The sequence below is a fragment of the Vibrio penaeicida genome, assembly GCF_002933855.1.
Lineage (GTDB): Bacteria > Pseudomonadota > Gammaproteobacteria > Enterobacterales > Vibrionaceae > Vibrio > Vibrio penaeicida_A.
The window spans coordinates 112138-125368 of sequence record NZ_BFAQ01000011.1; the positions used below are offsets into that span (position 1 = coordinate 112138).

Consider the following 13231-nt stretch of genomic DNA (forward strand, 5'->3'; position numbering starts at 1 on the left):
CTCCTTAAAGCGCTGAATAAATGAGTTTCAGGCTGACCAAAATGGTCAGGATTTCGAAGGCTAACTTGATGACCGAATTAGGAAGCCGCTGCGTTGCAATGGCACCGAGCCATCCGCCTAAAAAAGAACTCAGTAATAAAATAGGCACCCATGCCCAGTGGGGGGCTACGCCAACTTGAACGATGGCGATCGCCCCAATTCCATTCCAAAATAAACCAACGCAAACCAATGTAAGAGCGACAGCTTGTTTGTAGCTGAATCCAAACCATCGAACGAGAAACAAGGTAACAACCAAACCAGAGCCTGCCGTCAACGATCCATTAAATATGCCGAGCAGAAAAAGCGCGAAGCCGCCAATTATCCATCCACGGTGATCTCTGTGAGTGGGAATCTCTTCTTTTCCCATATTTTTCTTAACACGCGAATAGATACCAAGAGAGAAAATGATGATGCCTAACAGAAGCTCTCCTGCTTTACCCGGCAGCATAACCACCACATGCGCTCCAACAACCACTCCGAAGCAGCCGTAACGACAAGATAGCTGGCCAGTTTTAAATCAAACTGCCTCGCTTTGAGGTGAGAAAATGCGGCACCTAACCCCATGGCTACGGTGGCAATTTTATGTGTCGCTAATGCGGTTTGGAAGCTTAATCCAAGGAAAATAAGAAGTGGGAACTGAAGCAAGCCAGCACCACCGCCAGCAATAGAAGAGAGAGTGCTGGCGGTTAGCGAGCCAACAAATAGGTAAGCGGTTTGTATCCAGTCCATAGCCATATTAAGAAAAGGGAGACATTCCATGCCTCCCTTTGAAAGTTAGTGAGAATATAAAACCGTGGAACCATGATCTAAGCTGGTCATCAACAGGGCTTTCGCGTTAATAATTTCAACTCGTCGGCTCTGCTGCGCGTCCATCTTGAAGATTTGCGTGATGACTTTGAGTTGCTTATTTGTAAAATCTTCACCTTGGTTTGAAGAGATATCTTTAAACTCATTCGGTTCGATCAGTAGGTAGTTATCACTCAGCTCCCATGAGCCATTTTCCGAGACATTGATAGTGGAAGAGGTTTGTTTTTCATGGGTTCCAGTGTACAAGTTAATTCTTGATACACGTAGGTAGGTCCCATTTGGCAAGTATTTTACGTTGGAATCAATGGTCGCTTTACGTAAAGGCCCTATGACTTTGTCTTTCTCAGTATCTGACTCAATAAACAAACGCGTGACCATACGCGACTGCCACTCACGAGATGTGAGCACGTTTTCTACCTTGGCGCCGAATTGCGTGTAAATCCAAATACTGGTTAGCGCAGACACAATTACCATGACAATCGCGATTTTCAGATTTTTAGATATATTCATTAGTTACACACCTGAGCAAAATCTGGTTTAGTAGAAAAAATACGCAATGTGACGTTTTCGCTAGAATAATTAATCGAGTGAATATAGTTCAAAATGATTTGACCGTTTTGACCACCAGTCGCTATCACCTGAACTGGTGATAATTCCCCTTCGTGCCTCATGGCGTAGTGCTCAATACACCGTTCAATGTTGGGTAAGGATTGAGCCATACTAGGGTGGTTTTCTGGTATTTTTACAGGGATACCACTCACTTCTGAGATGGTCACAAACGTTGATGGCTTTTCCTGAGTGCCAAAAAAAGTCAGCACTGGAATTAGGATTGCCAAGAAAGCAGAAATCCAAAGGAGTTTACTTGGTTTCTTCGTTGTGATCTGTGAATCAGAAGAAGTAGGTGCCGTGTTTTCATTTTCATCACGGATTTCTATTGGTGTAACCGTTTCTGTATCGGGGTTTTCTGGTTGCTCCAGTTGAGGAGCTGCCACGTCAGTCGGTTCTGAAACTTCATCACCACTTGCTGAAGGTGCACTTCGCTCTACGGATGAAATCAGTTGGTAGCCTCTTTTTGGCACTGTTTTTACAAATTGAGGTGATTTAGTGGAGTCCTTCAGCATCTTTCTTAACGTGGAGATTGCTTGAGTGAGACTCGAGTCATCGACCTGAAATCCTTGGTCTTGCCATACATATTCGTGTAACTGTTGACGGGTAATAACCTCGTTTGGTCTTTCCGATAGCATCAGTAAAATACGGCTTTCATTACTTCCCAGACGAATAACTTCATTGTCGCTATGTTGGTCTACCAGCGAATTGCTGTTTGGATCAAATACAAACCGTTGAGCGAGAATGAATTTAGTACCGATATTAGTCATTATTGAAGCGCTTAATCTTAGTTAAGGTTCTGTGAACCAGAAGGAATGCGAGTGTGATTTTTATCACACTTTATCTTCTTTGAGAATTTTTACGCACCATAGAGTAATCAAAAATGATCAAAAAAACACTGTTTTTATCTGTTTTGACCTTGAATTTACATTTACCAACCACATCTATCTAGCATTCTTGGAATTAGTTTGAAAACCAAGCATAAAGAAAGTTCCTGGTTTTCAATTCTACTTATCTAAATGTCTAGTTTTGGAGTGAAGATGAGCGAGACAACGACACACAATAAAGAAACTCGAGGCTTTCAATCTGAAGTAAAACAATTACTTCATTTGATGATTCATTCTCTATATTCGAATAAAGAAATCTTCTTACGAGAGCTGATTTCTAATGCTTCGGATGCTGCTGATAAACTGCGCTTTCAAGCGCTATCAAACGCTGAACTATACCAGGGTGATACTGAATTAGGTGTTAAGCTGTCTTTCGATGCGGACGCAAATACCTTAACTATCTCTGACAACGGTATCGGTATGACCCGAGATGACGTCATTGAGCACCTAGGTACTATTGCTAAATCAGGTACCGCTGATTTCTTTTCAAAGCTGTCTGATGACCAAAGTAAAGATTCTCAACTGATTGGTCAGTTCGGTGTCGGTTTCTATTCCGCGTTCATTGTTGCTGATGCTGTTACCGTTCGTACTCGTGCAGCGGGTCATTCAAATGATGATGCCGTACAATGGCATTCTGCTGGCGAAGGTGAATACACCATCGAAAGCATTACTAAAGAATCACGTGGTACAGACATCGTGCTTCACATGCGTGACGAAGGTAAAGAATTCCTTTCTGAATACCGTCTCCGCGATGTGATCAGCAAATACTCTGATCACATTGGTATTCCTGTTTCTATTCTAACTCACGTTAAAGACGAAGAAGGAAAAGAAACAGAAGAAACCAAATGGGAACAAATCAACAAAGCACAAGCTTTGTGGACCCGCAGCAAATCTGATATTACAGACGAAGAATACAACGAATTCTATAAGCATGTTGCCAACGACTTTGCTGATCCACTAACGTGGAGCCACAACAAGGTTGAAGGTAAAAACGACTACACAAGCCTGCTGTACATTCCAGCTAAAGCTCCGTGGGATATGATGAATCGCGACCATAAGAGCGGCCTTAAGTTGTACGTTCAACGCGTTTTCATTATGGATGATGCCGAGCAGTTCATGCCAAGTTATCTGCGTTTCGTTCGTGGTTTGATTGATTCCAACGATCTTCCATTGAACGTATCGCGTGAAATCCTGCAAGACAATAAAGTGACTCAATCTTTGCGTAGCGCATGTACTAAACGTGTCTTGGGTCTACTAGAAAAAATGGCGAAGAAAGACGAAGAACAATATTTGTCTTTCTGGAAAGAATTTGGTTTGGTACTGAAAGAAGGTCCTGCTGAAGATTTTTCTAACAAAGAGAAAATCGCTGGCTTGATGCGTTTTGCCTCATCTGAAGTCGATAATTCTGATCAAACAGTATCGCTGTCTTCTTACGTTGAACGCATGAAAGAAGGTCAGGATAAGATTTTCTACCTAACAGCAGACAGCTATGCTGCGGCGAAAAATAGCCCACACCTAGAGCAGTTTAAAGCGAAAGGTATTGAAGTCATCCTGATGTTTGATCGCATCGACGAGTGGCTAATGAACTACCTAACGGAGTTTGACGGTAAGCAATTCCAGTCAATTACTAAAGCAGGCTTAGATCTAAGCAAGTTTGAAGACGAAGAAGAGAAAGAGAAGCAGAAAGAGACGGAAGAAGAGTTTAAGTCTGTTGTAGAGCGTACTCAAACATACCTTGGTGATCGTGTGAAAGAAGTTCGTACTACTTTCAAATTAGCGTCTACGCCAGCGGTTGTGGTAACGGATGATTTCGAGATGGGCACGCAAATGGCGAAGTTGCTAGAAGCGGCGGGTCAGGCTGTCCCTGAAGTGAAGTACATATTTGAACTGAACCCTGAGCACGATATGGTTAAGCGTATGGCGGATGAAGCCGACGAAGAGCTATTTGGACGCTGGGTGGAAGTATTACTAGGGCAGGCTATGCTTGCTGAGCGTGGCGCTTTAGAAGACCCGACGCAATATGTAGGTGCTGTGAACCAGCTTTTGACTAAGGTGTAATAGTCGAAACGCCATCACTGAGTAACACTGTATTTAAGCCCCGCTTCTGAGCGGGGTTTATTACCTAAGTCGAATATGACGCTTTAAATTCAACTTTGGTAATTAGATTTTGGTCACTTTTTGAGTAGCCAGATAGGCAAGGGTCGAAAATATCTGTTTATGTATGGTATATTCACGCCCGATTTCATTGAGGTCTAACGCCTCGTAAAGCAGTTATACCGAAACTTACCGTTCAAGCTGTGAGCTTCGGTATAAATTAAAAATATTAAGAGGATCCAACATGCGCATCATTCTTCTAGGTGCTCCAGGTGCAGGTAAAGGCACGCAAGCTCAATTCATCATGGAAAAATATGGTATTCCACAAATTTCTACTGGTGACATGCTACGTGCGGCTATCAAAGCGGGCACTGAGCTTGGTAAACAAGCGAAAGCAGTGATCGATGCAGGTCAGCTTGTTTCTGACGATATTATTCTTGGTCTAATCAAGGAACGTATTGCAGAAAGTGACTGTGAAAAAGGCTTCCTTCTGGACGGCTTCCCTCGCACAATTCCTCAAGCTGATGGCTTGAAAGAAATGAGCGTGGATGTAGATTATGTTATCGAATTTGATGTCGCAGACAGCGTTATTGTTGAGCGTATGTCTGGTCGTCGTGCTCACCTAGCATCTGGTCGTACTTACCACGTGGTGTACAACCCGCCTAAAGTTGAAGGCAAAGATGACATCACAGGTGAAGACTTGGTTGTTCGTGATGACGACAAAGAAGAAACGGTACGAGCGCGCCTAGGTGTTTACCATGAGCAAACTGCTCCGCTTATTCAATACTATGGAAAAGCCGCTGAAGCGGGTGATACTAAGTACCTGAAATTTGACGGAACTAAACAAGTATCTGAAGTAAGCTCAGACATCGAAAAAGCGCTCTCTTAATCGACGCAATTTTCAGTGTTTTGATAGAGTTAAAGCGGTCATGATGACCGCTTTTTTTTGTTTTGATTTCCAAAAATCAGTGATAAGCCAAGTTTTTAAGTGAAAAGGATTAATCCAACTCGCCTTGAGGTTCGTATATCTCTAAACTTAACATCATGGATTGGCTTAACTATATCCAAGAGACTTGAGTGTCAGGTTTCTCGAATATAATTTTCAACCAGCAATTGGAAAAATATGGAAAACATGCCCAAACAAGGCATTTTGTTGGCAAACTTAGGTACACCTGATGAGCCGACAGCGCCTGCTGTAAAACGATTTCTAGCCCAATTTTTGATGGATAAGCGTGTAGTCGACTTAACTCGTTGGTTATGGTGTCCAATATTACACGGAGTTATCTTACCAATCCGTTCTCCAAAGGTTGCGAAGCTCTATCAGTCGGTGTGGATGGATGTAGGTTCACCATTAATGGTGTACTCAAAGCTCCAGGTTGAGTCGCTAAGATCCTCCATTAATATGCCTGTAGAACTTGGAATGACCTATGGCAACCCAAGTTTGCAAGATGGGGTTGAGCGCTTAATGGCTCAAGGTTGTAGGGAAATTATTGTGTTGCCACTGTTCCCACAGTACTCATCAACGACTACGGCCGCCGTGTCTGATGGTTTGTCGAAAGCCTTTAAGAATTTGCCTGAAATTCCAGGCTATACAATCATTCGTGATTATCATAACCACCCGATGTACATAAAAGCGCTAGCCAATAGTGTACGTGCCCATTGGCAAGAGCACGGGCAGTCTGATTATTTGCTTTGTTCTTACCACGGTATACCGAAACGCTATGCTGATAATGGCGACATATACCCTCAGCACTGTGAAGAAACCACTCGGCTTTTGGCTCAAGAACTAGGGCTTACAGATACGCAGATGGGGATGACTTATCAGTCTCGATTTGGGCGCGAGGAATGGTTGCAACCTTATACTGATGAAACCATGGAGGCACTGCCTTCACGGGGAATTAAAAATCTCCAAATTATTACGCCTGCATTTTCAGTTGATTGCCTTGAAACACTTGAAGAAATTGCTGAGGAAAACAGAGAGATTTTTATGGAAGCAGGAGGGGAGGGCTACCAATATATCCCTTGTCTAAATGCCAGTTCTAGCCATATAGACATGATGAACGCCGTTCTTAAGCCTTATATTCGTTAACTTGTAAAAAATGTACATAAGGCTGTCTTCAAGGCAGCCTTTAAACAATCAACGCTAAGAATTGCGTGTCTACTTGCAGTTCAACTCCTCTCAATCTCTTGTTTACAGATAAAACAAACCTTCAATCATTCTGAATAGAACTACCAAATACTGTAATTTTTGTTTTCAATATTGCATTTAGACTGATAAATGAAAGTGGTATTATTTACCTCTAGCTTCGAAAAACAGAAGCCTTTCAGCTCTAATGGTTTATGGTCTTACAGGCTTTAATTTGTAACACACCTGTAGAAGTTAGTCTGATCATTATGAAAAAGGTTGATCAAAATAAATGGTTAACCTACTGATAATTAATAATCTGTTTCTCTACTTAAGCATGTTTGCTGAGAAATAGTTTAGACAGTTTGGTTATTTTAATGAAACGTTGGTATCTCTTATATTGCAAACGAGGTGAACAAGCGCGAGCTAAGCTTCACCTCGAAAATCAGGGAATCGAGTGTTACTTTCCCGAAATCGAAGTTGAAAAAGTACTTCGAAACAAGAAACAGACAGTAAAAGAGCCTTTGTTTCCTTGTTATGTATTCATTCGGTTTGACTATCAAGCCGGACCGAGTTTTACGACCGTTCGATCAACTCGCGGAGTAGTCGACTTTATACGCCGCGGTGCATTGCCATATGATTTGGAAGGTGACTTGATCTACGAGTTGCGCCTTTTAGAAAAGCATGATGACCATTGCATTAAGTTACCAGAGCGCGAGAAAGGTCAGAAAGTTAAAATTGAAGAAGGACAATTTGCGGGCATTACAGCCATTTATGAAGAACCTGATGGCGACAAGCGCTCGTTTCTATTGGTAGAGATGATCAATAGACCCGTTAAAGTGAGCGTCGAAAATGAATCACTAAATTGGGAAGAAAATAAAGGCGCTGAATAGCGCCTTTATTTCACTCATACAATGAGCTTAGTATGCGTCGTTGTGAACGGCTTGTACCGCACGACCTGAAGGGTCGATACAGTTTTGGAATGATTCATCCCACTCAATGGCTTTGGCTGATGAACACGCTACCGAAGGGCCACCAGGTACACATTGTGCTGCTGATTCTAATGGGAACAGCTCTTCGAAAATTTCTCGGTACACATACCCTTCTTTTGTTGCTGGGGTGTTGTAAGGAAAGCGGTAAGCTGCCGTTTCCATTTGCTGATCAGTGACCTTTGCTTCCGCTACTTCTTTCAATGAATCTATCCAGCCGTAGCCCACACCGTCAGAGAATTGTTCTTTTTGACGCCAAGCGATGGAGTCTGGTAGGTAATGTTCGAAGCACTCACGTAGAATGTGTTTCTCCATTTTTCCGTTGCCACACATTTTGTCTTCTGGGTTTAATCGCATGGCGACATCGATAAATTCTTTGTCTAGGAATGGTACACGACCTTCCACACCCCATGCCGCAAGTGATTTGTTAGCACGAGCACAGTCAAACATGTTAAGTGCCAATAGCTTTCGTACCGTTTCTTCATGGAATTCTTTGGCGTTAGGTGCTTTGTGGAAATACAAGTAACCACCGAAGATTTCATCCGCACCTTCACCAGAAAGTACCATCTTGATGCCCATGGCTTTGATCTTACGACCCATCAGGAACATAGGAGTCGACGCGCGAATGGTTGTGACATCGTAGGTTTCAATGTGATAAATCACATCACGGATAGCGTCCAGACCTTCCTGAACGGTGTAAGTCATTTCGTGGTGAACAGTCCCGATCTTGTCCGCCACCTCACGTGCCGCTTTTAAGTCTGGTGCACCCTCTAGACCCACTGCAAATGAGTGAAGTTGAGGCCACCAAGCTTCAGATTTTTCATCGTCTTCAATTCGCATTGCTGCAAATCGCTTAGCAACCGCAGAAGTAATTGAAGAGTCCAGACCACCAGACAGAAGCACACCATAAGGAACATCGGTCATTAACTGGCGTTTAACCGCATCTTCCAGTGCTTGAGTTAGTTCTTCTTTGCTGGTGGAGTTACCTTGTACTGCCGCGTATTCGTTCCAGTCACGAGTGTAGTAACGCTGAGGTTCAGCATCGCCGCTGCCGTAGTAACAACCCGGAGGGAATTCACTAATGGTCTTACAAACTGGAACCAAAGCCTTCATTTCTGATGCGACGTAGTAGTTTCCATGTTCATCATAGCCCTGATAAAGCGGGATGATACCGATATGATCACGACCAATTAAGTAAGTGTCTTTTTCTTCATCATAAAGAACGAATGCAAAAATACCGTTTAGTTCTTCCAGCAGATCAGCACCTAGTTCTTGGTATAGAGCTAAGATAACTTCACAATCGGAATCTGTTTGAAAATCGAACTTGTCTTCGTATCTCGCTCGAAGCTCTTTGTGATTATAAATTTCGCCGTTGACGGCAAGGATGTGTTTTTTGTCTTGGCTATATAAAGGTTGCGCACCACTATTTAACCCAACAATAGCGAGCCTTTCATGAGCTAAGATTGCACGCTCTGAAGAATATATACCGGACCAATCTGGACCGCGGTGACGAAGCTTTTTAGACATTTCCAAAGCGACAGGTCTTAACGCTGCCGCATCACTTTTTATGTCTAAGATACCAAATACTGAACACATACCATTACCTCAAGTAAATCCGTTTTAATCTTTTCCACTTAATTTGCCACTATCATTACAAATTGCAACTCCTAGGAATAAAATAATTTACTCTTGAGTGGTCTTGTTAAATATTTTCTATTTTAATGCCTATAAAAGTGAATGAAGTTTTATATTCGATGGTTTTTTGGACAGATTTTGAAAAGTAGGGAGATAACTCTTTGTAAGTTTAAGAACCGAGTGGTTGGTATTATTGGATCTTGAAAAAGCGTGATAGGGTAATTTTAAGGAAGTTAGCGCAAACAAGAGAGTTACTGCCGTCAATGAGTAATGTAAACAAACAGGACAAATCTGCTTCCGTTGGCAGCCGTGGTCGGGGAAGACCAAAGAATGACGCTAACAACAGTCAGGCAATTACAGTGTTAAATCAGATTGCTGCGGGATTACTCCCAAACCGCAAATCTTCCGTACCCTTGTGGCTTGCTGTTAAAAATGCTCTTGCAGACAGCATTCACCGTCAGGAACTTCCCGTAAATACCCGTCTTCCATCAGAACAGACAATGTGTGAAATACTTGGAGTATCCCGCTCCGTCATACGCTCTGCTTTGGGCAGCCTGTCTTCAGAAGGGTTATTGAATAAAGTTGCCCGGACGGGGATTTTTGTCGCTCCACCTAAAATGGAAACAGATTTCCTTACTTCCAACATGTCAGTGCATTCCGATTTGGAAGCCAGAGGCTATAAGGTCACGTCACAAACTTTTGAGTTCAGAAAAGTGAATGCTGATGAAGCTGAATTGAAAGTGTTTAATCTTCCCAAAGATGGCAAGGTCGTGAGAATCGAGCGCATATACAGTTTCGAAGATACCCCGATTACCCATACCATCATTTCTCTGCCGTCTCACAAAGTGCCAGGCTTTGAAAGTATCGATATTGAAGACCAGTCCATTTTCCAATTGCTTAAAGAAAGATATGGGTTGGTATCACGTCGGGCAGAGCGCTGGCTTAACGCTGTCATACCAAGCGAAGACATCTGCAAAAAACTAAGGGTTGAGCATGGACAACCTGTAATTGCCATCGAATCGATAGCTTATGATTCCAGTGACATGCCTTTGGAGTTTTACCGTGCCTACTACAATTCTGCTATCGCCAGAATTCACGTTGCGACCAGCAATGTACACCTTTGATCTACCTCTGCTTAGCGATAGGTAGATCTGAGCCAATTCAATAGACCTGCTCTTTCGCTTTCAACACCTTGTATAGCTTTTAAATCCGATTTTTTACCTATCTTATTGATTTTATTTTATAACTTAACCTCTTTCATAAATGGCATGCTCTAACGCAACTCCCTTCATGTGATATCCATTTCACCATTTCTGTATTTATCCAAACGATCAAGATCACAAAAATATCTTATTTCTGATCATACTCAGATTTTTTCTATTTCTGGTACTTACCAGATTGACAAGTTTTAAATTTGTCACTTATAGTGGTTAAAAATTAACCAGAAAAGATCTTTTGGTTAACTCAATATTTACATTTGAGGTCACGGATGGACTACCAAAGAGCGTTTGATTTTTCAGGAAAGGTCGTTGCCATTGTCGGAGCAGGGAGTGGAATTGGTCTTGAAGCCGCAAAAGCTTTTGCTTCATGCGGCGCAGATATAGCACTGCTCGACTTAAATGCCGAGGCTCTGAAACGTGCGCGATCTGCTTTGACCTCAATGGGCTACATCTCATCAGAACGGAGCATTTTTATTCAGGCACTAGATGTTACTGATGAACAAGCGGTGGTTTTTGCTGCTGAGGCAGTGGCAGATGAATTTGGTCAGGTTGACGTTTTGGTGAATTCCGCTGGTATTGCTGAGCTTCATGAAGCTGATGAGATTGCTGAGTGCAATTGGAAGCGGGTAATGGACGTCAACATGAATGGGACATTCTGGGCTTGCCGCGCTTTTGCCACACACATGTTAAAGCGCCAAAGCGGTGCGATTGTCAATATGGGCTCTATGTCCGGCAATATCATCAATACCCCTCAGTTTGCATCCAGCTATATGGCTTCTAAAGGAGGGGTTCACCAGCTAACCAAAGCACTTGCTGTGGAATGGGCTCAGAAGGGGATCCGCGTAAACGCGCTGGCACCCGGATACATCGCAACGGAAATGACGCTTGAGATGCGTTCACGCCCAGAGCTTTTCAATAAATGGATAGAAATGACACCCATGAGGAGGTGCGGGACACCGTCTGAGGTGGCGGCTCTGATTTTGTTTCTCGCGTCCGATGTATCGAGTTATATGACAGGAGCCATCGTTGCTATCGATGGTGGGTACACATGTTTATAAGTAGAAAATGACCAATATGATTGCGAAAAATGAGCAGGCTTTGCGCCAGTCGATTATCGATGCGTGTATTTCCATGAATTCAAATGGGCTGAATCAAGGGACATCAGGCAATATCTCAGTCCGGTTTCAGGATGGGATTCTGATCACTCCATCGTCGTTACCCTACGACGAAATGAGTGCAGAGGACATCGTATGGATGGGGTTTGATGGCGTGATAGAAGGGGACCGTGTCCCTTCCACAGAGTGGCGGTTTCACATCGATATTATGAGACAAAAGAAGGATGTGAACGCGATAGTCCACGCTCATCCGACAGCTTGTACAACACTGTCGATTATGAATCGCGATATTCCACCCATTCATTACATGGTAGCGGTAGCGGGTGGACACGATATTCGCTGCGCAGAATATGCAACGTTCGGAGTAAAAGCGCTTTCAAACAATGCACTTAAAGCTCTGGAAAGGCGTAAAGCCTGCCTGTTGGCTCATCACGGAATGATTGCTACTGCGCAATCTCTGGATAAAGCGATGTGGCTGGCGATTGAAGTGGAAGCACTGGCTAAACAGTACTTAGGTTGCTTACCTATGGGTGAGCCGCCGCTACTTTCAAAGGAAGAAATTCAAAACGTCATCAATCGAATGACCAATTACGGGCATGGCGATTGAGGATGGTTTAACGGGCTGAAACCAAAATGGTTTTCAGCATACATGAGCATTGATTAGGATGATTAAAATGCTAACAGATAAAATCAGCACTATGATAAGCGCCACTATCCTAGTTGCAGCAATGTCTGCCAGTACACTGGGTGTGGCCAAGGAAGCGTTTCCCCTTAAGGGGAAAACGGTAGGTGTCACGGTAATTGGGACTGACCACGATTGGGATCTGAAAGCCTATCAGGGGCAGGTCGATGAATTAGAAGCTCTTGGAGCCGAAGTCATTGCTCTGGATGCCGGTCGAAATGATCAGACTCAGGTCAGTCAGATTCAAACCTTAATTGCACAGCGACCAGACGCGATTATAGAACAGCTAGGGAATATTGATGTTCTTGATCCCTGGATGAAACGAGTACGCAAAGCAGGTATTCCTCTGTTCACGGTGGATACTGTTAGCGCGCATTCAATCAACAACACTTCATCTAACAACTACAATATCGGTGCAAATCTGGCTTTGCAGATGGTTACCGACATGAAAGCCAAAGGCAAAGTGATCATCTTTAACGGGTTTGCCTCGGTTCCGGTTTGTAAAATCCGCATCGATCAGATCAAATATGTTTTCCAATCCTTCCCCGATATCGAGATCATTTCTCCCGAGCTCCGCGATGTTATCCCTAACACGGTTCAGCAAGCCTATTCTGATATGACAGACATGTTGACCAAATATGGTCCTGACTCCGGGCTTAAGTCTGTCGTGGCATGTTGGGATGTGCCAATGATAGGGGCCACTCAGGCGATTGAAGCGGCAAAACGAAAAGGCATTCGCACCTACGGTGTTGATGGCAGCCCTGAGTTTATTGAGATGGTCGCAAACCCTGATTCTGCAGCTGGAGCAGTGGTCGCTCAGCAACCTTATGAAATTGGTCGTCAGGCTGCTCGTACGGTGGCTGCCTATCTGAATGGTAAGGAAGTACCATCCTTCACTATGGTGCCAGCAGTATTAATCAACAAGCTTAATGCTGACGTCACGGCAGAAAAATTCTTGAAGGCGAAAAAGGAACAGGAATCTGCGCAGTAAGCCAGACTGATCAGAAACATACTAGCTGCTCCTAAGGCAGT

Annotated in this window: 11 protein-coding genes and 1 pseudogene; 8 read left to right on the forward strand and 4 right to left on the reverse strand. The window is 43.4% G+C overall.

Annotation, left to right across the window (positions count from 1 at the left end; all coding sequences use genetic code 11):
* Positions 1-4: 4 nt before the first annotated feature.
* The 3 genes and pseudogenes from VPNCDNU1_RS04055 to VPNCDNU1_RS04065 all read right to left on the reverse strand — a co-directional run bounded on the left by VPNCDNU1_RS04055 (position 5) and on the right by VPNCDNU1_RS04065 (position 2222).
* A pseudogene (locus VPNCDNU1_RS04055) lies at positions 5-768 on the reverse strand (sulfite exporter TauE/SafE family protein).
* A 45-nt stretch (positions 769-813) separates the two neighbouring features.
* A complete protein-coding gene (locus VPNCDNU1_RS04060; protein WP_104399175.1) occupies positions 814-1356 on the reverse strand; it encodes a regulatory protein ToxS in 543 nt (180 codons plus the stop codon).
* Positions 1356-2222: a winged helix-turn-helix domain-containing protein gene (locus tag VPNCDNU1_RS04065; RefSeq protein ID WP_104399176.1), complete on the reverse strand. Its 867-nt coding sequence runs from the start codon at positions 2220-2222 to the stop codon at positions 1356-1358. The genes VPNCDNU1_RS04060 and VPNCDNU1_RS04065 overlap by 1 nt, the downstream gene beginning before the upstream one ends.
* A gap of 270 nt (positions 2223-2492) precedes the next feature.
* On the opposite strand from VPNCDNU1_RS04065, the gene htpG reads away from it, so the two are divergent.
* From htpG to rfaH, 4 genes are all read left to right on the forward strand, one after another.
* Positions 2493-4397 carry a molecular chaperone HtpG gene (htpG, locus tag VPNCDNU1_RS04070; protein WP_104399177.1) on the forward strand — a complete coding sequence of 635 codons (1905 nt, stop codon included), beginning with the start codon at positions 2493-2495 and terminating at the stop codon, positions 4395-4397.
* A gap of 280 nt (positions 4398-4677) precedes the next feature.
* Entirely contained in the window at positions 4678-5322 is a 645-nt protein-coding gene (gene adk, locus VPNCDNU1_RS04075; RefSeq protein ID WP_101113498.1) for an adenylate kinase, read from the forward strand.
* Positions 5323-5556: 234 nt separating this feature from the next.
* Entirely contained in the window at positions 5557-6522 is a 966-nt protein-coding gene (gene hemH / locus VPNCDNU1_RS04080) for a ferrochelatase (RefSeq protein WP_104399178.1), read from the forward strand.
* 413 nt (positions 6523-6935) lie between these two features.
* The gene (rfaH, locus tag VPNCDNU1_RS04085) at positions 6936-7451 is read left to right on the forward strand and encodes a transcription/translation regulatory transformer protein RfaH (RefSeq protein ID WP_104399179.1); all 516 of its coding nucleotides are present in this window, start codon (positions 6936-6938) and stop codon (positions 7449-7451) included.
* A gap of 27 nt (positions 7452-7478) precedes the next feature.
* Here rfaH and asnB read toward each other — a convergent pair whose 3' ends face one another.
* The gene (asnB, locus tag VPNCDNU1_RS04090) at positions 7479-9143 is read right to left on the reverse strand and encodes an asparagine synthase B (protein ID WP_104399180.1); all 1665 of its coding nucleotides are present in this window, start codon (positions 9141-9143) and stop codon (positions 7479-7481) included.
* A gap of 302 nt (positions 9144-9445) precedes the next feature.
* Here asnB and VPNCDNU1_RS04095 point away from each other — a divergent pair, with 302 nt between their 5' ends.
* The 4 genes from VPNCDNU1_RS04095 to VPNCDNU1_RS04110 all read left to right on the forward strand — a co-directional run bounded on the left by VPNCDNU1_RS04095 (position 9446) and on the right by VPNCDNU1_RS04110 (position 13190).
* Positions 9446-10306 (forward strand): GntR family transcriptional regulator, encoded by an 861-nt coding sequence (locus tag VPNCDNU1_RS04095; protein WP_104399181.1) that lies wholly within the window; start codon positions 9446-9448, stop codon positions 10304-10306.
* Positions 10307-10671: 365 nt separating this feature from the next.
* Entirely contained in the window at positions 10672-11460 is a 789-nt protein-coding gene (locus VPNCDNU1_RS04100) for an SDR family NAD(P)-dependent oxidoreductase (RefSeq protein WP_104399182.1), read from the forward strand.
* 7 nt (positions 11461-11467) lie between these two features.
* On the forward strand, positions 11468-12124 hold the full coding sequence (locus VPNCDNU1_RS04105) for an L-fuculose-phosphate aldolase (RefSeq protein ID WP_237324082.1): 657 nt from the start codon (positions 11468-11470) through the stop codon (positions 12122-12124).
* Positions 12125-12191: 67 nt separating this feature from the next.
* Positions 12192-13190, forward strand: coding sequence for a sugar ABC transporter substrate-binding protein (locus VPNCDNU1_RS04110; protein ID WP_104399183.1), 999 nt, complete (start codon positions 12192-12194; stop codon positions 13188-13190).
* The last annotated feature ends 41 nt before the right edge of the window (positions 13191-13231 follow it).